The sequence below is a fragment of the Metabacillus sp. 22489 genome (assembly GCF_052044855.1).
In the GTDB taxonomy this organism is placed as follows: Bacteria; Bacillota; Bacilli; order Bacillales; family Bacillaceae; genus Metabacillus; species Metabacillus niabensis.
In genome coordinates, this window is sequence record NZ_JBQENT010000066.1 from 1 (window position 1) to 18,427 (window position 18,427).

Annotated in this window: 22 protein-coding genes and 3 pseudogenes; 17 read left to right on the forward strand and 8 right to left on the reverse strand. The window is 34.1% G+C overall.

The genetic code is table 11. From position 1 onward, the window contains the following. Nucleotides 1-386 precede the first annotated feature (386 nt). On the reverse strand, nucleotides 387-605 hold the full coding sequence (locus tag ACTJJ9_RS24330) for a hypothetical protein (RefSeq protein WP_145584925.1): 219 nt from the start codon (nucleotides 603-605) through the stop codon (nucleotides 387-389). 169 nt (nucleotides 606-774) lie between these two features. On the opposite strand from ACTJJ9_RS24330, the pseudogene ACTJJ9_RS24335 reads away from it, so the two are divergent. The 9 genes and pseudogenes from ACTJJ9_RS24335 to ACTJJ9_RS24375 form a co-directional block, all read left to right on the forward strand. Further along, nucleotides 775-1,683, forward strand: a pseudogene (locus tag ACTJJ9_RS24335) (IS1595 family transposase). Nucleotides 1,684-2,731: 1,048 nt separating this feature from the next. Then, nucleotides 2,732-2,938: a DUF1657 domain-containing protein gene (locus tag ACTJJ9_RS24340; RefSeq protein WP_061794392.1), complete on the forward strand. Its 207-nt coding sequence runs from the start codon at nucleotides 2,732-2,734 to the stop codon at nucleotides 2,936-2,938. Nucleotides 2,939-3,016: 78 nt separating this feature from the next. Beyond that, nucleotides 3,017-3,490, forward strand: a complete 474-nt coding sequence (locus ACTJJ9_RS24345) for a YhcN/YlaJ family sporulation lipoprotein (RefSeq protein WP_145584927.1) — start codon at nucleotides 3,017-3,019, stop codon at nucleotides 3,488-3,490. Between the two features lie 19 nt (nucleotides 3,491-3,509). After that, nucleotides 3,510-3,989 (forward strand): stage V sporulation protein AC, encoded by a 480-nt coding sequence (gene spoVAC / locus ACTJJ9_RS24350; protein WP_251399423.1) that lies wholly within the window; start codon nucleotides 3,510-3,512, stop codon nucleotides 3,987-3,989. After that, nucleotides 3,990-5,009 carry a stage V sporulation protein AD gene (spoVAD, locus tag ACTJJ9_RS24355; protein ID WP_145584931.1) on the forward strand — a complete coding sequence of 340 codons (1,020 nt, stop codon included), beginning with the start codon at nucleotides 3,990-3,992 and terminating at the stop codon, nucleotides 5,007-5,009. Beyond that, on the forward strand, nucleotides 5,006-5,356 hold the full coding sequence (gene spoVAE, locus ACTJJ9_RS24360; RefSeq protein ID WP_145584932.1) for a stage V sporulation protein AE: 351 nt from the start codon (nucleotides 5,006-5,008) through the stop codon (nucleotides 5,354-5,356). Before spoVAD ends, spoVAE begins: the two co-directional genes overlap by 4 nt. 14 nt (nucleotides 5,357-5,370) lie before the next feature. Next, nucleotides 5,371-5,577 (forward strand): DUF1657 domain-containing protein, encoded by a 207-nt coding sequence (locus ACTJJ9_RS24365; RefSeq protein ID WP_145584934.1) that lies wholly within the window; start codon nucleotides 5,371-5,373, stop codon nucleotides 5,575-5,577. 32 nt (nucleotides 5,578-5,609) lie between these two features. Continuing rightward, the gene (locus tag ACTJJ9_RS24370) at nucleotides 5,610-6,470 is read left to right on the forward strand and encodes a DUF421 domain-containing protein (RefSeq protein ID WP_126411068.1); all 861 of its coding nucleotides are present in this window, start codon (nucleotides 5,610-5,612) and stop codon (nucleotides 6,468-6,470) included. Between the two features lie 406 nt (nucleotides 6,471-6,876). Continuing rightward, nucleotides 6,877-7,194 (forward strand): annotated as a pseudogene (locus tag ACTJJ9_RS24375) (DUF421 domain-containing protein); the annotation flags it as partial. A gap of 377 nt (nucleotides 7,195-7,571) precedes the next feature. On the opposite strand, the gene ACTJJ9_RS24380 reads toward ACTJJ9_RS24375, so the two are convergent. Further along, nucleotides 7,572-8,132, reverse strand: a complete 561-nt coding sequence (locus ACTJJ9_RS24380; RefSeq protein WP_145584936.1) for a cupin domain-containing protein — start codon at nucleotides 8,130-8,132, stop codon at nucleotides 7,572-7,574. Nucleotides 8,133-8,489: 357 nt separating this feature from the next. On the opposite strand from ACTJJ9_RS24380, the gene ACTJJ9_RS24385 reads away from it, so the two are divergent. The 6 genes from ACTJJ9_RS24385 (at nucleotide 8,490) to ACTJJ9_RS24410 (ending at nucleotide 12,243) form a co-directional block, all read left to right on the forward strand. Next, nucleotides 8,490-8,738, forward strand: coding sequence for a phage integrase N-terminal SAM-like domain-containing protein (locus ACTJJ9_RS24385; RefSeq protein ID WP_255452022.1), 249 nt, complete (start codon nucleotides 8,490-8,492; stop codon nucleotides 8,736-8,738). A gap of 23 nt (nucleotides 8,739-8,761) precedes the next feature. After that, nucleotides 8,762-9,361, forward strand: coding sequence for a tyrosine-type recombinase/integrase (locus ACTJJ9_RS24390; RefSeq protein ID WP_255452023.1), 600 nt, complete (start codon nucleotides 8,762-8,764; stop codon nucleotides 9,359-9,361). 413 nt (nucleotides 9,362-9,774) lie between these two features. Continuing rightward, nucleotides 9,775-10,347, forward strand: coding sequence for a hypothetical protein (locus tag ACTJJ9_RS24395; RefSeq protein ID WP_145584938.1), 573 nt, complete (start codon nucleotides 9,775-9,777; stop codon nucleotides 10,345-10,347). 261 nt (nucleotides 10,348-10,608) lie between these two features. Then, nucleotides 10,609-10,899 (forward strand): HIT domain-containing protein, encoded by a 291-nt coding sequence (locus tag ACTJJ9_RS24400; protein ID WP_145584940.1) that lies wholly within the window; start codon nucleotides 10,609-10,611, stop codon nucleotides 10,897-10,899. 314 nt (nucleotides 10,900-11,213) lie between these two features. After that, on the forward strand, nucleotides 11,214-11,924 hold the full coding sequence (locus ACTJJ9_RS24405) for a nucleotidyltransferase domain-containing protein (protein WP_145584942.1): 711 nt from the start codon (nucleotides 11,214-11,216) through the stop codon (nucleotides 11,922-11,924). A gap of 52 nt (nucleotides 11,925-11,976) precedes the next feature. Beyond that, nucleotides 11,977-12,243: a hypothetical protein gene (locus ACTJJ9_RS24410; RefSeq protein ID WP_145584944.1), complete on the forward strand. Its 267-nt coding sequence runs from the start codon at nucleotides 11,977-11,979 to the stop codon at nucleotides 12,241-12,243. Nucleotides 12,244-12,355: 112 nt separating this feature from the next. On the opposite strand, the gene ACTJJ9_RS24415 is transcribed toward ACTJJ9_RS24410, so the two are convergent. Beyond that, entirely contained in the window at nucleotides 12,356-12,742 is a 387-nt protein-coding gene (locus ACTJJ9_RS24415) for a helix-turn-helix domain-containing protein (protein ID WP_255452024.1), read from the reverse strand. A 2-nt stretch (nucleotides 12,743-12,744) separates the two neighbouring features. Continuing rightward, complete coding sequence (locus ACTJJ9_RS24420; RefSeq protein ID WP_186324328.1) at nucleotides 12,745-13,329, reverse strand: DUF3967 domain-containing protein; 585 nt, start codon at nucleotides 13,327-13,329, stop codon at nucleotides 12,745-12,747. 367 nt (nucleotides 13,330-13,696) lie between these two features. Here ACTJJ9_RS24420 and ACTJJ9_RS24425 point away from each other — a divergent pair, with 367 nt between their 5' ends. Continuing rightward, nucleotides 13,697-14,488: a DUF3800 domain-containing protein gene (locus ACTJJ9_RS24425; protein ID WP_145584947.1), complete on the forward strand. Its 792-nt coding sequence runs from the start codon at nucleotides 13,697-13,699 to the stop codon at nucleotides 14,486-14,488. 469 nt (nucleotides 14,489-14,957) lie between these two features. Here the strand turns inward: ACTJJ9_RS24425 and ACTJJ9_RS24430 are convergent, their stop codons facing one another. From ACTJJ9_RS24430 to ACTJJ9_RS24445, 4 genes and pseudogenes are all read right to left on the reverse strand, one after another. Next, nucleotides 14,958-15,218 carry a YetF domain-containing protein gene (locus ACTJJ9_RS24430; RefSeq protein WP_340906144.1) on the reverse strand — a complete coding sequence of 87 codons (261 nt, stop codon included), beginning with the start codon at nucleotides 15,216-15,218 and terminating at the stop codon, nucleotides 14,958-14,960. A gap of 107 nt (nucleotides 15,219-15,325) precedes the next feature. Continuing rightward, a complete protein-coding gene (locus tag ACTJJ9_RS24435; RefSeq protein WP_160549868.1) occupies nucleotides 15,326-15,763 on the reverse strand; it encodes a hypothetical protein in 438 nt (145 codons plus the stop codon). Nucleotides 15,764-16,057: 294 nt separating this feature from the next. Continuing rightward, nucleotides 16,058-16,645, reverse strand: a complete 588-nt coding sequence (locus ACTJJ9_RS24440) for a YitT family protein (protein ID WP_116354726.1) — start codon at nucleotides 16,643-16,645, stop codon at nucleotides 16,058-16,060. Nucleotides 16,646-17,259: 614 nt separating this feature from the next. Next, a pseudogene (locus tag ACTJJ9_RS24445) lies at nucleotides 17,260-17,724 on the reverse strand (DUF421 domain-containing protein); the annotation flags it as partial. A 395-nt stretch (nucleotides 17,725-18,119) separates the two neighbouring features. On the opposite strand from ACTJJ9_RS24445, the gene ACTJJ9_RS24450 reads away from it, so the two are divergent. Then, a complete protein-coding gene (locus ACTJJ9_RS24450) occupies nucleotides 18,120-18,392 on the forward strand; it encodes a hypothetical protein (RefSeq protein WP_034298115.1) in 273 nt (90 codons plus the stop codon). Nucleotides 18,393-18,427 lie beyond the last annotated feature (35 nt).

Here is an 18,427-nt window from a genome sequence, read left to right on the forward strand (position 1 = left end):
AATAAAATTTGTTAGGATAAGAGCACATCAATTTTCTTGGTGAATATAAACTTTAGTCTTCAACAATCAGGCGCTTTAATGAAGTAACTAAAGCCTAATTTTTCACTTATAACACCGAGAAATTAGACTTTTTATATTTTGATTTCCTTAACGTTGTAAATCCGCATTTTCCTGAAGCTACCCCATCTAGTAACTTACTCAAACAGTGTATGATGTACAAAAATTATATTCGAAAACCAAAGGTAAAGATACACAATCTTTAAATAGTACCTTTTTCTTGGGATATTCATTTTAATAACTTTAAACAAAAAGGTAAACCCGGTTATTTAAATCAATTATAATCAATCCCTGTATCTCTTTTGAGTTACAGGGAAAACTATATATCTTTATTCTGATTTTTGGGCAATAAAAGCACTTTGAACTTGACTAACTGCTGTTTGAGCTTGTGCAATCTCAGTAGCAGCTTGTTTGATTGCCTCTTGAGCTAAAGTAGGGTCAGATGAAGACTTTTCAATTGCTTGATTTAATAAATTTTGTGTAAGGGTTACATTCGCTTTTGCTTGATTTAATTGGTCTACATTAATTTGTTGATTATTTTGGGCCATTTTAGTATCTCTCCTTTTTAAACTCTTTGAAATAAGTTACTTCAATATAGTAACCTAACTCGTATTATTTATTATAATAAGTATCCCCCTTTACTCAGAAAAATGTTTATCAAGAACTAATGTTTGGTAATAATGTTTACTAACAATTGTTCTTGAAAGGGTGTTTAGTATGTCCAGATACCAACAAATGAGTCTAATTTCTTTCCAAAAACGGTTTTCGTCCGAAAAAGCTTGTCATGATCATTTATTTTTATTGAAGTGGTCAAACGGCTTTTGTTGTGAAAAATGTGGTCACGATGCGTATTTCGAAACAAACGCGGAAGCACAAGCTTTATGAATGCAAAAAGTGCCGATACCAATCCACTGTCACCGTCGGAACCGTGATGGAAAAAACAAGAACTGACTTAACTAAGTGGTTCCTAGCCATCTATTTAATCGCTCATGATAAACGTGGTGTATCTGCGACAAGGCTTTCTGAAGAGCTTGAAGTGACATATAAAACAGCTTGTCTCATGCTTCATAAAATCCGTCAAGCCATGAGAAAACGCGATGCAGAATACACGTTAGCTGGTATTGTAGAGCTTGATGATGCTTTCTTTGGTGCCCCATCCGAAGGCGGAAAACGCGGGCGTGGAACAGAAAAAACCAAAGTCTTGGTGGGATTATCCTTGAATAAAAAAGGAAATCCACTCTATTTAAAAATGGAGGTCGTCCCTGATATTAAAGGGACAACCTTGATTGACTTTGCCGAGAAAAGCATTCAACCAGGGTCAACAATTAGTAGCGATGCCTATCATTCCTACCGAACACTTGGTGGAGCTGGCTTTAAGCACGAGTACCAAGTCTATAATGCAAAAAAAAGTCCAGACCATTTAAATTGGTTGCATACGGTTCTCTCAAATGCAAAAGCGTTTGTTGGTGGTACGTTTCACGGGCTGGATTCAAAGCATCTCCAATCCTATTTAGATGAATTTTGTTATCGATTTAATCGAAGAAAATTTAAAGGTGAATGGTTCAGCCGTCTAGCAACTTTGTGTGCATCACATCGACGATTACTTATTCTGAGCTAATGGGATAATCATTTTTATTATTAATATAATCTTTTTCCATGATTTGATTAAATATATAAAAAGATGCATAAATTCAATTTAAAAACTGAGGGTTATTGTAACCTTTATTTGGATTGATAGGAAAAAATTGTAAGATGTTTAAAACGACATTTTTAACACCGTTCGTACCTGAACGGTGTTTGCGTGTTTATAGCAGCAGGATAAAACAACTTTTTTTCTATCTCTGATGCGTTTGATTATTTAGCCAACGAATTATTACTGCCTAAGGTAAAGTTACATTGACATAAATTTTTCTCGGTAATTTTAAAATAACAAACCATTGTAGTAAACAAGTAACTTTAAAAGAATTTATCCCAAGCTCTATGTAGATCTAAGGGTACATAAATTTTATCGCCATGGATTTCTCTGTGTATAATGGGATTTGAAAAAGTTCGTTCATAATTAATGAATGCCTGCTTTGATCGAACATTTGATTTTATTCCGATTAAATTTCCGATATTATTCTCCAATTTGAATTAACCTCTTTCTGTAATAGTGTTTTAAGGAGTTGCTATTAGGTTTTCTAGTAAAACTATCTTTTTTTAGGTGTTTGGTTTGAGTGGTTAGTTGGTGCCAATATAATTCTGCCTCCTTTTCATAAAAAAACAAGATTCAATATAAAGTATGTAGATTAGAAAGTAAAATTATGTAAAATGAGCTATTTAGTCTGTTGACTTAAAATAAAGTTTGATCATGCACAGACTCTTTATGTTAATTCAGGGTACGAGACTATATTAAAGCCCACTATTCTTGATAATAAAATTGCAATACTATATCAGGATATGAGGTTTCTTTGTCGATATAAAAAGGCTTCATGCTAGCTTTTTTATTTTCTTCAAGAAATTTGATCATATAATTGAATTTAGAAAGATGTTAACGCCTCCTTTTTGGTGAATTGTTTTAATAAACAACCCTTCGAGTCTAAAAACCCCCTTAAATTACCATAAATAAACACCATTAAAAAGAGAGATATTATTTTTCGTAAGCATCAAATAAAAAAGGAAGAAGGAATTTAAAATGACAGTAATAAACGATGTCAAGACAGCAGTAGCAGGATTAAAAAGTGCGCAGGCTAGCTTCGAAACATTTGCTCTTAGTACAGAAAATCAACAAGCAAAGCAACTTTACCAAGATGCTGCTAAACAAACCCAATCGGTTGTAAACAGCATTGAACCACGTGTTCAACAAATAGAACAAGAAGAACCTCAATACAAACAACAATAATTATGCGAGACAAAAGGTTGGTTAGGTGTTTACCAACCTTTCTCGTCTTAAATAATAGATAAAACATGAGGTGATTTCATGAAAGACAAAATAACTTTATTAAAAATTTTTCTTTTATTACTAATAACCATCGGACTAAGCTCAGGATGTATCGGAAATCAGAATCAGTTTGCAAATAATAATGATGATGCAAATGTCGTAAAGGTACATACAAGAAAGCCAATCGATCAATCTATTGCTAATCAAGCAAAAGAAAAGGTAATCAAAGAAGAAGAGATTTCAGGTGTAAAGGCTGTTAATACCGATAAGGAGCTGTTATTGGCGGTAAAAGTCGATCAATTTGATCGATTTCGATTAAAGAACATCGAAAAGAAAGTGAAATCAGACTTAGAAAAGGCATATCCCAATTATAAAATCCTCGTCTCAACCGATTCAAAAATGTATTTGGAACTGGAACAATTAGAAGAAAAATTACAAAAAGATAAGATCAAGATGAAATCATTAAAAAAGGATTTCGACAAAATCAAAAGCCTAATGAAAGAAAAAGCGTGACGGAAGAAGGGGAGTAGACATGTCAAATAATCAAAAGAAACAATTAACACCTGTTCAACAGGAATATATGGACCTTGAAGATGACCTTGAAATAAAAAGACCCGTATTTAAGAATTGTATAAATGCTTTTCTAACTGGCGGAATCATTTGCCTAGTCGGACAGGCAATTCAAATGTTTTATATTTATTATTTTGATTTTACAGACCAAACAGCTGGGAATCCAACGGTAGGGACGTTAATTTTTATCTCTATGCTTCTTACAGGTTTTGGAGTCTATGATCGAATTGCCCAATTTGGAGGTGCGGGTTCTGCTGTTCCAGTTACCGGATTTGGGAACGCCGTCATATCAGCTGCTATTGAACATCGAACGGAAGGTTTTGTGTTGGGTGTAGGTGGTAATATGTTCAAATTAGCAGGTTCTGTTATTTTGTTTGGTGTCTTTTCCGCATTTGTGATTGCAACAATTAAAACGATACTTATACAGTGGGGTGGTTTGTAAATGTTAACGGGTCATCGAACATGGGTCTTTGATCAAAAGCCCGTTATTATCTCCACCGGAACGGTTGGCGGACCATTTGAAGCAGACGGATTACTTGCTGAAGATTTTGATATTCTTCATTCGGACTTATGGCTTAAGCAAGATTCCTATGAGAAAGCCCATAAAGTTCTACTCGAAGAAGCTTGTCAAAGAGCCATCGAAAAAGCCAAGCTTCAAAAGGAGCAAATTCAGTTTTTCCTTGGAGGAGACCTTATTAATCAGATTACTCCAACAAGCTTTGCTTGTCGAACACTAGGGACACCTTATCTAGGATTGTTTGGTGCCTGTTCGACCTCAATGGAGGGACTGGCGCTTGGTGCCTACCTTATAAACACAAAAGGAGCCAATTATTTGTTAACGGGAGCTTCAAGTCATAACACTTCGGTTGAAAAACAGTTCCGTTATCCGACTGAGTATGGTGGTCAGAAACCTCCTACAGCACAATGGACGGTAACTGGTGCTGGAGTCGCATTGTTAAGTGATTCCGGAGATGGACCACGTGTTACGTCTGCAACGATTGGACGTGTCATTGACATGGGAATGACTGATCCCTTTAACATGGGAGGAGCGATGGCTCCAGCTGCCGTTGATACAATTGAGGCTCATTTTACCGAACGAAATATTGACCCTTCTTACTATGACTTAATTGTAACCGGGGACCTCGGTCAAATTGGACATGAAGTTTCACTTGAATTATTTAAAAAGCATGGAACCCCTATACGTGAAGAACAGTATCAGGATTGTGGATTAATGATTTACCGCGAAGGGCAGCCAGTTCTAGCAGGAGCTAGTGGTCCAGGTTGTTCAGCAACGGTTGTTTATGGTCATTTGTTAAACCGCATGAAAAAGGGTGAATTTAAACGAATGTTAGTTGTAGCGACAGGGGCTTTATTGTCGCCGTTAAGTTTTCAGCAAAATGAAACGATTCCTTGTATCGCTCATGCAGTGTCGATTGAATACGGAGGTGAACAACGATCATGATATTCTTTTGGGCTTTTGTCGTTGGTGGATTGATTTGCGTTGTAGGGCAAATTATGTTTGATGTGTTTAAACTCACACCAGCCCATACATTAAGTACATTCGTTGTCATTGGTGCCCTTCTTGATGGATTTGGTTTATATGAACCGTTTATCGATTTTGCAGGGGCAGGAGCTACGGTTCCAATCACAAGTTTCGGGAATTCTCTGGTTCATGGAGCGATGGAAGAAGCAGAAAAACATGGCTTAGTAGGTGTGATTTCGGGAATGTTTGAAGTGACAAGTGCCGGAATTTCAGCTGCCATTATTTTCGGAATGATTGGCGCCTTGCTATTTAAACCAAAAGGATAGGAGGAGGATGTAGGATGACCATTGCATCGGAAGTGAAGAAATCTCTTGCAAGTCTGAAAGGTATAGAAGCTGATTTATCCAGTTTAGCCTTACGAACTCAGGACCATGAATCAAAGCGTACCTTGCATGAAACCATGATGGTCGTGCATGAAGTGGTAACAGATTTGAAAAAACGAGTTGGGGAATTGGAACGAGAAGAGTTTCAATACAAAGGCTTTTAAGATAAAACATTCTATTGTAGGAGGTGTAAGTAGTGCCTGAATGGTTAGAGGTGGTAATACGGTCATTATTATTTGTCGTTGTCCTGTTTTTAATCACAAAATGGTTAGGGAAAAAGCAACTTTCTGAACTTTCTTTTTTTGAATATGTTGTAGGTATTACAATTGGAAGTATTGGCGCAGAAGTTATCACAGGACTTGAACGGAACATGTTTAACGGGATAATCGGAATCGTGGTCTTCGCGGCAATACCCTTTTTAGCAGGTTTGCTTTCCTTAAAAAGCAAAGGCTTTCGTGATTTTATAGAAGGAAGAGCAACTATTTTTATTAAAGATGGAAAAATTATGGAGGATAATCTAAAAAAAGAAAAATACACAACCGATGAGTTACTGGAATTGCTTCGAAAGAAGGATGTCTTTAAGGTAGCTGATGTGGAATTTGCGGTATTAGAGCCAACCGGGGATCTAAGCGTTATGCTCAAGAAAGAAAACCAACCTTTGACACCGAAAGATGTAAACTTGACTGTTGCTTCCGTTAAGGAACCTCAGACCGTCATTATGGATGGAGAAATATTAGATGAGCCTCTGTCTACAATTGGTAGAAGTCGGGGTTGGTTAAAAACCGAACTAGAAAAACAAGGGGTGACGATTGAGAATGTTTTTATTGGGCAGGTAGATTCTTACGGACAATTAACAATTGACCTTTTTGATGATAAACTCCAAGTCCCGTCCCCTCAAGAAAAGCCTTTAATACTTTCTACCATGAAAAAGTGTCAAGCTGACTTGGAATCGTTTGCCCTTGGAACGGAAGCAAAGGGAGCCAAGCAAATGTATAGCAAAAATAGTGAAAAAATACAAAAAGCCATTGATAAAGTGACCCCTATTTTAAGAGGATAATGGTGGTTTCTTTTCAGTATACCTTAGTGAAATCCATTTTCTTTCAAATAAATACCAGAGAGGTAATGAACAATTTAGTTTTGATCGAAATAATAGATGGATGTTTAGCGTAAAAATAGAGGCATGATGATTTCGTTATTAGGTTTAGGAATTGGGTCTGTTGCGATTTATGGAATGACACGCGGTAATAAAATGATAAAAACCGAACAACCGATTCTAAATAGGTTTATTAGGTTTAATAATAGTTAAATAAAATTTACATTTTGCTTAAACGATAAAAATAGATCCTAAACCTTTTATTAATTACCCTATATTTAAATAGATGGTTCAAAAACATTCCTTACACAAAAACCTTAGTCCGAAATCGGACTAAGGCCGAACTATCTTAGTAACGAGGTGTGAGAAGTTGTTTATTTTTTTAGTTAAATTAATTTTTTTATTTATTGTGTTTATTTTAGCCGTAAAACTTTTAGGGAAATCCGCACTAGCACAACTTACCCCCTATGATTTTGGAGCCATTATTTTTTTAGCTTATTTAGCTTTTGGATCAATTAAAGTAGAAGGAGTGATGGAGGGGATTATTGGAATCATTGTTATAACATGCGTTCATCTATTTATATCAAAGTTAAGTTTATTGAATTGGTTAAACCGTTTTATTATCGGGAACCCGACTATTCTTATTAAACATAGCAAAATTATATATAAAAATTTAAGGAAAAGTAGGGGTAACTGGAGAAAGAAACAACCTTGAAGTTTAGTGTGGAAGTGTACTTCTTCCAGACTAAACTTCAAGGACAGTAAGCGAGAGCGCGGTAGGTGTGATAGATAGGCTCGTTGCCTGATGGAAAAACTGCTACAACCTTCACAGGATCAATTGTACCCACAGGGGACTCAAGTCAAGCCCTTAAAACGTGTATCTATTACTACATGAACACAAAGATATAAGGTGCATTATATCAACATTTTGTCGCTGATACTGTAGATAAGAGCAGGTTAATTGAATAACAAATATATAAAATAGTAACAAAATAGTTCTCTAATTTCGTAAGAACAATTCTAATAATATATTTTACGTTCCTCTTTTTATTACTCACAGTAGTTTTATTCAGCTACCATGGCATCGACTTTTGTTACATGTACAGTACCATGTGGATGTTGTGGAGGTGCATATATCGAGTAAAGTTTTAACGGGAGATTACCTGTATTAGTTAAATTGTGCCATGTTCCAGCAGGTATCATAATGGCAGAGTCATCATAGACTTTTCTTTCAAAGTTTAAATTATCTTTCCTCTTGCCCATTTGAACAATCCCTTGACCTTGTTCAATACGTAGGAATTGATCAACATTATGGTGCATTTCCAAACCGATATCTTCGCCAACATTGAGACTCATCAATGTAACTTGTAAATGGTTTCCTGTCCATAAAGCGTTACGATAAGTATTGTTTTGCTTCGCAGCCTCATTGATATTAACTACAAATGGTTCTGGTCCATAATCTTTTAACTCAATTCTACCTCTTCCCTTCGATGATTGTAAAAAACCCGATCGTTTATCATGCCCTATCTCACTAGGAATATTCCAGTAAACAGGCTGTCTTCCATAGTTATACATTGGTACGTTAACATAATAAGGATATGGATAAATATAAGGAAAATAGTACATCTTTCTCATTCCCTTCACAGATTTATAAAATTATCCTATGCACTATGTTTAGGAAATTCACTTAGATTCAGGGTGACTTACTGAAAGAAATCGTTGTTAGCCCAAAACACTCTACTCAATTAAATGGCCCTTTTCTGGAACAACTTTATTGACATTAAACATCTAATTATTGATTTTTGGTTTTGTTTTCTATAGTGGCCCCTTAAATCCAGAATCGTTTCCGTTCCCCTAAAATTAATTTAGAGAACCAAAACCAAACATGGACTCATTATGATATAATTCTCTTATAAAACTAAACATAATTTATTTTAGACCTGCCAAATAAAAACTAAACATAATTTATGGGGTTGTAAGATTATGAGTTTGATTGAGAATTTTGTTAAACATCTTCGTTTGGAAGATAAATCCGAAAATACCATTTGTAATTACCGATTGGCTGTGAAAGAGTATTTTTCTTGGTTTGAGGGCACCTTTGATAAACACCCAAGATCTCTTTACATACAAAATGTAAAGGACTACCTCCAATATCTTCAGGTGATAAAAAACGAAGTGCCAAAACGATTAACGCTAAATTTTCGGCTCTTCAGAAATATAATGAATTTCTGATATCAGTTGGCGTTCAAGAAGACATGGTCATTACAAAGAAAATGAAGAAAAAAATTCAACAAACTTATGCCTCACCGGCACAATTTACCGAAAAAGAGGTTCATAAGTTCATTCAAGCTGTAGTTGAAAAGCAAAATGTTCGAGACTATGCCCTGGTTATTTTGCTTACTTTTACAGGCTGCCGGATTAGTGAAGCTTTAAGTATTGAGATTAGTCGAGATTTACACTTATTATCATCAGAGTTAGTCATTCGTTCTGGTAAGGGAGACAAACAGCGTACTGTACTTTTAAATCAAAAAGTCATTCAAGCTTTAAAAGATTACTTGGAATTACGAAAAAAACATAAGTATACAGACAGTCCTTATTTATTTTTATCTAACAAAGGACCAAAGTTAAGCCGTATGACGGCTAACAATATGTTTCGAAAGTATAGTCACCTAGCTGGATTGGAACAAGTGTTAAGCCCTCATGATTTAAGACACTATTTTTGTTCTCATGCTCTTGAGAATGGATTTGATGTACATGAAGTGGCTCATATTGCAGGTCATTCAAATATTCATACCACGTTGATTTATACTAATCCGTCTAGGCAAAAAATGATGAATAAATTGAATCAGTTGTAGGATAAACAATGATAGAATTTACGGATATTTCTTTATTTCCAATAAAAATAAACAACCCTCGGTTAAATTAAATAGTAACCGAGGGTTTTATTTGTAAAATAATGTCTTATGACATGAAAAGGAAGGAATCGTTGTCGTACCCCTAAACGTAGATTAAATACTATATATATGATAATGAGATAGACAAAAAGGCAGCTATTATGCTGTCTTTTATCATGCTCACATAAGTCTATACCAATGTTTTGAGGGATAAATAAAACCTAAGTTTCAACTTTCGTTTAGGTTTACACGTAGCTTTTTTAAAAGATAGTGCAAATTAACACTTAAAAGACGTACAAAATATCTCCGAAAATTACATTAAAGGGGTTTTTATTATATGGTAAAATAATGAAAACTATAAAAAGAGGGCAATTATGGGAGAGAAAAGGAAAAAAGATATTAATCAATATTTTGTAAAAAAACTCTATGATGAATTGAACATACTGGATGCATCTATTTACCAAGAGATTAGAAAGGTAAAAGATGAAGCTAATACTAGGGGTTTACTGAAATCTGGTATGACCCTAAACAGTATTTGGGATGCTATTATTAATAACACTATTATTTCATGTAAAGAAAAATTAAACTTAATTGATGAATTTCAAGATTATGTGAACTTTAAAATTTCTGAAAAACAAATTGCTGAAATCGAAGAAATTTTCCTTACACATTATGTTCCTTTCTTAAAAAATAAATTGGAAAAGACGTATGTAAATCAAGCAAAAGAAGTATTTGGTGATTCGGATCTCAATATTATAGAACAGCATAAAATTCAAACATCTATTCAGAATATAAAAATTTTAATTCAAAATAAAATGGAAGATGTAAAAATAAAGAACCGTTTGCAAAAAGATCCTCCAAGTGTCCGTTTATCAAAGTACTCCACTTTAATTTCGTTTACTGCATTAATTGTAGCAATTATAAGCTTATTCGTTAAAATGATTTAGCATTAAACATATGCGAGATCCCCTATGGTTTTTAACCTGATTTTAACTTTAGTTATATACAAAAAGGCAGCAATTACGTGGTCTTTTATCATTGTTTACACAGGCTAAACCAATATATTTTAGGATAAGTAAACCCAAGTCAATAAGTAAAAAAGCACCTGCTTTCAATAAAGCAAATGCTTTTTCAATGTGAAGGGGATACATCATAATAAGAAGAAAAAAGTGTTCAATTTCACTTGACGCTTACAATTAAGTGGAAATATACAAGTACAACGAGTCTTAGAAACAGAAAATGTACTGGCATTTTATCATACTCGACCCTTTTATGAAGAGCATATTGTAGTAATACCTAAAAAACATATCGTCTCAATTATCACAGTTCAACAAGATGAATTAGAAATTATGATAGAAATCTTTGAAGTAATAAGGACAGTTGCATCGAAAATGAATGAGGAATTTGGAGCATGTACGGTTTCTACAAATGTCGGTAATTATCAAAGTAATAAACATATGCATTGGCATATTCACTATGGAAATCGGATTAGAGACTAAAATATACATTTACAGGGGGAAATATGGCCGAATACGTAAGGGAAATAAGAGAACTTATTGGCAGCAGACCACTTATTTTGGTTGGTTCTACAATAGTAGTTATGAATAATAAAATGGCCTTATAATTTTCCTATCAAGTATTGATTATTCAAGTAACGAGAACCTTTCTCCAATAGAGATCTTCCGCAATCGGGCGCCTTTCTGGATTAAGGAAAGGTGCTTTTTTCAGTTAATAACACATTGTGTGAGAAGGAATTTATTTCCTACTGGCGAATTTGGATTAAAAGACTGAAAAGGAGCTGTTATTCTTATGTGTGGGATTAGAAAATAAATATCGTCAAAGAGACTTGAAAATTCCTGAGCATCGTGAAATTATGTTGAAAAAGATTGAGCAGGACTTAATTAATGATGAAAATGTATTATCTGTTTTTTACGGCGGATCTATAGGAAATGGAAATACAGACATATATTCTGATATTGACCTTCGTATAGTAGTTAAGGATGAAGTATTTGAAAGGTATAGGAAGAATAAAAAAGAGAGGGCTAAAAACTGGGGGGAAGTACTGTATTTTGAAGATTTCCCTTGGGCAACTCATAGTGTTGCTCACTATGATACTTTCATAAAGGTTGATACATTTTATTATAAAACAGTAGATATTCAACCGTCTATCTGGCTGCAAAACATCAGTATTGCCCATGATAAAAAAGGATTTATGGAAGAAATATTAGAGAAATCACAGAAATTATTTTATTGTCCGACTGTACAAGAAGTTGAGCTATGGAGATCTAAATTTTTTGCTTATGTTCATGAAGCTTATCGAAGGGTAAACAGGAAAGAATTGTATTATGCACTAAATTGCTTGGATAATTTAAGAATGTCTATGGTAATTGCTTGGTACATGGATAAAGGAATACAACCCAATGCATTCGGAGATTGGGCAAAATATGAAGGTTTAAGAAGTAAATTGGAGAGATGGCAACTTTCACTCTTAGCAGACTGGCAAAGCAGTCGACTGTATCTTTAGGAGAACGCCTTTCTTTATTGAAGTGCAAAAAACAATCTATTCTGAGAAGCAAATGAAGGATAAATTAGACCGTTACAAGGATCTGCATAGAAGTGGTATTGTCTTTCATGAACCATGGCAAAACGCAGAAAAACCACTATTTCCAAACGTTCTCATAATATCCGAACAGCGTTACTCCATCAGTAACAATTATCCTTTTAGGATTGCTCAAGTACAAAGGTTTTCCGATGTCCTGCAAATGATGAAGCCAAGAGAAGAAAAGAAACCTGATCCAGTTAAGGCGGTAGCTGGCGGGGGTCTTAAAGTTAGAATACAATAAAAAAATGCCTCTCACTTTTCCAAGGTGGGAGGCTTAGGTCAGAATAAAAGCGAACACCTGTTTCTATTTTAAATCCATTGTTTTTAAAAATCAAGTAGTAACTTAACTGATGTTATGTATTGTATTTATTGTTTTCCCTATTCTGCAACCATTTGAAAAAAGCTTCCCTTCTTACTCTTTTTATTCCTCCTAAATTCATTGATGGGAAATCAGGTTCTCTCATAAGCTCATAGGCTTTGGTTAATGAAACATCAAGTAGATCTGTAATATCCTCTACACGTAAAAACTCTTTTTTCTTCTCGCTTTGTACAGCAACTGAATTTTCTTTTTGTCGGAACTCTTTTTTAGGTTCGTTATAAGATGTAACCCCATCCCCTATTTGGGTAATATTTGATCCTTTGCAACCAGGACAACTTACGTTTTGTATTAGAGATACAGAAAAGAATGTACCACAAGTATCGCATTCATAAATCAAAACACCACGTATCCTTAAATCCACTGTTATTTACCGAATAAGCGTTGAAAGAACCCTTTCTTGCTTTCTTCTTCCCTTTTCTCTTCTGCAGCTGCAATTAGCTTCTTTGTCTCCTGGACTTCCCTTAATGATTGGATCAGTGTTTCGTCACGCTTATTAAGCCGTTCTTCTATGTATTTCTGTTGTTGATCTAACCGTTCCAATAATGCTTTGTTAAACTGTTCTTGCTGTTTTTGGCGTTCTTCTTGATGTTCTATGTATGTCATCAAACGTTCGATAAATTGATTATCAGAACGCATTGAAGGAACGTTGTTTTCCTGTTCAATTACCTGTTCTATTTCCGTCTCATCAGAGAACGGTGCCTTCTGATGCTTTGTTGTTACTACTAAAGAAGCGTTATTCATTGACATGTTTTTCTCTTGAACAAGTTTTTGAAATTGTTGGAGAACGATTAAGTCTTGCTGCGTGAATATCCTCTTGTTCTGATCCGTTCTGTAAAAGTTATAACCGTGTTCTTCTAAAGATAAGCACCATTTACGCAATGTACTGTCACCAATGTTCAAACGGTTCGTCATATCTCTTACAGTTAGTGTTCCGTCCGTTCCACTCATAGTAAAAACCTCCGATCTCATTTACCGTTATTGTATAGAAAGATAGAAAGCTTGGACAGATGGAACTGATATTCGATTTATCGTCAGATTAAAGTATTGTCCGATTTATATTATTGTTTTAACTATAAAAAACACTTCCCTGAAATTAGGAAGTGTTTGAAAATTTTAAATCATGCTATTATGTAAGAAAAGAAAATAAATAAAACTACCAAGGTAGGCAGTTAGGTAAGCAACAAATTTCACGCATCACCAGGATGAGTGAATGTTTTGTCTTTATATAGTTCGCACTACCAGAGTGAGAACTGATATGTAAACCAATATTACCTAATAATATATTCTTTGTCAACCTTCCGAAGAGGGGAAAATGATGGTTCAAAATGAAAATATAAAAGTGTTTTTTGATGAGAGTGGGAAAAGAAAGGATAAACCTAATCTTATGGGTGGACTTTCAATTCCTTCTAAGATCTATTCTTTACCAGAAATTGAAGCTTTATCCCAACAATTAAGAGATGGAACCGTAAAGCTTCACTGGAAAGATGTTACGGGTAAAGCTGATTATCGTACAAATATCGTTAAGGCTTTAAATCTTATTGCTGAATATCATCATTTGCTTAAATTTAACGTTATTCATTATGACTACTCAATGTTAGCGAATAGAAGGGGATTTGGTGAGGATTTAATCGATAGGATGATTTATACAAAATTCCCAGAACGTATAATATATGGTCTTTTGAGGGGATATGGTCGTACTGTAGACATCACAACTGACATCTACATAGAAGACTCTACAGAATATAAAAGCTTTCAGTTAAATGATTTAATAAAAGAGCAGCTCAATATTCAATCATTGTATCGGGGAGAACATTATGTGGTATTAACAAGTCAGTTAGTGCCAAAAGGGGAAGAAATAGGGGTGGAGATAACAGATCTCTTACTCGGTGTTATTCGGAATATTATTGAAAATAAACCTGATTCAGAATCAAAACAGTATCAAATTAGAAATTCAGTAATAATTAGCCTTCTAAAAAACCCTAAATTCTACTCGTTGATTAGCAATATTAAGTATTTTGAATGGAGTAATGTCAGAGAGTTAACGGAAATTAATTTTAATGATTATTTACAGATCTTCATTGCAAATCATTATGAATATTGGAAGTAAAGCATCTTTTTTTGAAGGTGCTTTTTTTTGATCCTCTTACCCCAAAATTGGGGTTTGATTTCGATATTATGTAAACTAAATCAATGGACGGAAAATTTCGTTTATTAAAAATCGTATTAATAAAGGATTTGTTTAAAATTCAATACATAAGTATTGTTAAGTATTGAATCTAAAAATACTGGTTATTATAGGTATAAAAATAATCAGTACTTAATTTAAGAATTTTATTAAAAATCTTTACTCTAATTCCCAGTGAATTTACACCTCCTAAAATGTTACAATTTATAGGAGGGGTAGCGTCAGGAAAATGCGGATTTACAACGTTAAGGATATCAAAATATAAAAAGTCTAATTTCTCGGTGTTATAAGTGAAAAATTAGGCTTTAGTTACTTCATTAAAGCGCCTGATTGTTGAAGACTAAAGTTTATATTCATCAAGAAAATTGATGTGCTCTTATCCTAACAAATTTTATTTAGGACTTACATGTATGCCTTCACTCTCTCGCCAATCTGCATAGAGTATACGCTTTACATTATTATATCCATTAGTAGTTAATTGGTTATCTAACCACTGTTGATCAAATCCGAGTTCATGTAAATTATCCCATAAAATTTCCCCATCTATTTTTAACGATGTTGGGACGTCTACTGGACTTTCTGGAAGATTGAGATCTTGCTTGTCTGGTTTTTGATACTTGGAATTTAATAATAGTGTTGTGTAAATAACTATTTATAAAGAGTAAAAAATGAACAAACGCCAACACCTTGAACATAGGGTTTGGCGTTTTCTCTATACGAATTACAAATAGGCCATTGACCCCTCTCTATTTGGGATGGCTAGACTTCCATTTTATAGTCTAATAAAATTTTCCTTAAATCCTGTCTCGGTATTTCCAAATTAATTGTCACCCGTATAAGTTCGTCCTCTTTATCACTTTCCCGATCCGACAATTCGATTTCGCGATCAGATTGAGTGGACAACTCCACACCTTCCCTCACATCGGAATTAACGTCTTCTTTACCACTTATTGATTCTCCATACAACATTTCCCACTGTTCATATAAGTTTTTTGCTGTGTGATATTCATCAAGATCAGCTTCTGTATCTATCTGTAATTTTTCTTTCAACCCACGACATGACTCTTCCCATTCCTCTAAGGTCTTCAAATCAAATAATTTTGAAAACCTTGGTTTCATTCTTTCCCAATGCAAATAAATGTTATCACACCATTTCAGCAACTCTTCACGATATTGTATTTCTTCTACTTCTTCCACTCCTCTTCATCTCCCGACCATAATTTTCATCCATAATATTCAAAAAACAATCGACATGTTTAAAAATACAAATAGGTAAATTTCGTTAATGCTTCTGGTTATGAAAAGGTAAGTGGCCTCCGGTAATTGATAATAGACTTATCAAAAGTAAATTATTCAAAATGACACAAACCTTTTATTAAAACATCCTTGTTAGTGATTTTTACCTATTTGATAATAACAATTTCATCATATGCTCCGCGATTGTCCAATGACTAGACAGTTGCCTAATTGTTATTAATTGGAATTACTTGGTCAATAATCATTGCTTTTAAAATTCCAAGTGCAAAGGCTTGTAGTTATTCCACCAGATGAAATAGTTATAGCCGAAAGAAAGAAAGTTTCTGTTGAAACGAATAAACCCCCAAGACAAATAACAAAAACATCCATAATGAGAATGATGATCCCAACATTAATTTTAATGAATTCAGAAAAGTACTGGGCTAATAAATCTGTTCCACCTGTGCTTGTCTCGAAGCGAAGCATAAGACCAATGCCAAAACCAATGAATACACCACCTGTAAATGAACTAAGAATTGGTGAAAATTTTATAGGAACTTGATTAACGTTATGAAAAAGGTCAATAAAAAATGATGATAAAAGCATACCGTGCAAACTATTAAAAAAATATGAACGATACTTAAACCAAGCTAGAGCAAAAATGGGGATGCTCAATACCATTATCGTGAACCCGGCGTTTGTATTTAATAAATAACTAATAATTAAACCTAGGCCAATAATTCCGCCATCTAAAACTTTGTTTGGTATTAAAAAAGTATTTATTCCCAACGCTATTGACATGCTGCCTACAAGAATAGCAACTGCTTTCATAAAATATGGCATTTATTAAGAACTCTCCTGTCTAAATGGACGTGTTCTATGTATATGCCAAAAACGTTAGCATTATAGACAACTTTTACTTCACTGAATATAACTTCTGAAGTGCAAGTAGACGCAACATAAGCGCAAAAAAACGATAACTAATAACCCTAGCCCTTGTAGGTCAAGTAACCCTGTTTAAAGGAAAATGTCTATTAATGATACAAAAAAACTACCCGAGGTGAGGCAGTTTTTGCAGATAGACATTAAATTTATTCAATTATAATATATGATATAGGTGCATTCCCAGTTTACTCCCTTTATTTTACACTAGGCGATAACATAAATACGATTTTGATACTTCTGCTCTTTCCCTACTAACGAATAGGTATCACGACTTCCTTCTAGAGTATTTACATCATTTGTAGCAGAATATTTAGTTGAAAAAATTTCCTAGCGTTTTTAAATTTAACGGCTGAAGAAAAACTTTCTATATATACATATACCCGAATCAATTTTAAAAAAATATTTTTCCAAAGATTTTATTTTCAAGATTCGACTTAATGATATTATATAAAAAAATGGTACTACTTTTTTGTTATGTGTCTTAAGATCATCCAAGATAGCGAAATAAACCATTATCCTTTTAAAATAGGCATCACTTTATCAATAGCTTCTTGTAGTTTTTCACTATTTTTACTATACATTTGCTTAGCTTCTTTTGATTCGGTTCCAAGAGCAAACAGCTCTAAGTCTGCTTGGCACTTTTTCATGGTCGAAAGAATTAAAGGTCTTTCTTGAGGAGATGCGACTTGTAATTGATCGTCAAACAGGTCAACTGTTAACTCTCCATAGGAATTAACTTGTCCAAGAAAAACATTTTCTACCGTTACACCAAGTTTTTCTAATTCAGTGTGTAACCAAGCACGGCTTCGTCCAATCGTCGCAAGTGGTTCATCCATTATCACACCATCCATAATAACAGTCTGAGACTCTTTAATTGAAGCAACCGTCAAGTTTAGATCCTTTGCTGTTAATGGTTGGTTTTCTTTCTTTAACATGACGGATAAATCCCCTGTTGCCTCTAATACAGCGAATTCTATAAACAAGAAAATGGTGAAAAAAGCGAGGTATACATTAGTAATGTACAAGGACTATACTGAAAATATTTTAGGAACAAAACCACGAGCTAGACATAAGAAAATAATTGAAAATTATTTAGATGAAAGTTTTACCAATCCTATCATACATAAGGAAATTCATGGTGATAAAGTCTATGTCCCCTTAGATTTAAACAGGGTCTGGAATAGGATAAATTAATATTTAGTTTAGCCACAAATACTCCCCACCTAAGTATAGGTGGGGAGTATTTAATGCTATCTAGAGGTGGGGGGGTCTTTAAAACTAGTCTAAAATACCTGCATATTTTTGACCGCTGTGTGGCAATCTACCTAAAGTGATTACAACATTGTTAACAGGAGGAAACATCATGCAACAAATGCAGACGGGTATGAATAATCAACAAGCACAAGCTTTAATGACACAACCGCCTGAAATAATGTCAACAAAGGATCATCTCTATGTAAACGATATGTTAAGCTGGAATTTACTTGCGATGAAGAAAATGCATTTTTTCGCTCAACAATGTCAAAATCCCGAAGTAAGAGCAGCACTTGAACAAGCTGGACAAATGCATGATCGACACTATCAACAGCTGCTTCAACAGATGCAACAGTATGTAACTCAACCTTCACAAAATATGAATCAATAAGGAGGAAACTATAGTGGAAAATAATACTCCAAACA

What these genes read in the sequence shown, in the direction of transcription:
- ACTJJ9_RS24450 (WP_034298115.1), top strand. Translation starts at nt 18,120, where the DNA reads ATGCAGACGGGTATGAATAATCAACAAGCACAAGCTTTAATGACACAA.
- ACTJJ9_RS24420 (WP_186324328.1), bottom strand. Translation starts at nt 13,329, where the DNA reads ATGAGTGGAACGGACGGAACACTAACTGTAAGAGATATGACGAACCGT.
- ACTJJ9_RS24330 (WP_145584925.1), bottom strand. Translation starts at nt 605, where the DNA reads ATGGCCCAAAATAATCAACAAATTAATGTAGACCAATTAAATCAAGCA.
- spoVAD (WP_145584931.1), top strand. Translation starts at nt 3,990, where the DNA reads ATGTTAACGGGTCATCGAACATGGGTCTTTGATCAAAAGCCCGTTATT.
- ACTJJ9_RS24340 (WP_061794392.1), top strand. Translation starts at nt 2,732, where the DNA reads ATGACAGTAATAAACGATGTCAAGACAGCAGTAGCAGGATTAAAAAGT.
- ACTJJ9_RS24385 (WP_255452022.1), top strand. Translation starts at nt 8,490, where the DNA reads ATGAGTTTGATTGAGAATTTTGTTAAACATCTTCGTTTGGAAGATAAA.
- spoVAE (WP_145584932.1), top strand. Translation starts at nt 5,006, where the DNA reads ATGATATTCTTTTGGGCTTTTGTCGTTGGTGGATTGATTTGCGTTGTA.
- ACTJJ9_RS24410 (WP_145584944.1), top strand. Translation starts at nt 11,977, where the DNA reads ATGAAGGATAAATTAGACCGTTACAAGGATCTGCATAGAAGTGGTATT.
- ACTJJ9_RS24345 (WP_145584927.1), top strand. Translation starts at nt 3,017, where the DNA reads ATGAAAGACAAAATAACTTTATTAAAAATTTTTCTTTTATTACTAATA.
- ACTJJ9_RS24390 (WP_255452023.1), top strand. Translation starts at nt 8,762, where the DNA reads ATGGTCATTACAAAGAAAATGAAGAAAAAAATTCAACAAACTTATGCC.
- ACTJJ9_RS24395 (WP_145584938.1), top strand. Translation starts at nt 9,775, where the DNA reads ATGGGAGAGAAAAGGAAAAAAGATATTAATCAATATTTTGTAAAAAAA.
- spoVAC (WP_251399423.1), top strand. Translation starts at nt 3,510, where the DNA reads ATGTCAAATAATCAAAAGAAACAATTAACACCTGTTCAACAGGAATAT.
- ACTJJ9_RS24440 (WP_116354726.1), bottom strand. Translation starts at nt 16,645, where the DNA reads ATGCCATATTTTATGAAAGCAGTTGCTATTCTTGTAGGCAGCATGTCA.
- ACTJJ9_RS24380 (WP_145584936.1), bottom strand. Translation starts at nt 8,132, where the DNA reads ATGTACTATTTTCCTTATATTTATCCATATCCTTATTATGTTAACGTA.
- ACTJJ9_RS24425 (WP_145584947.1), top strand. Translation starts at nt 13,697, where the DNA reads ATGGTTCAAAATGAAAATATAAAAGTGTTTTTTGATGAGAGTGGGAAA.
- ACTJJ9_RS24365 (WP_145584934.1), top strand. Translation starts at nt 5,371, where the DNA reads ATGACCATTGCATCGGAAGTGAAGAAATCTCTTGCAAGTCTGAAAGGT.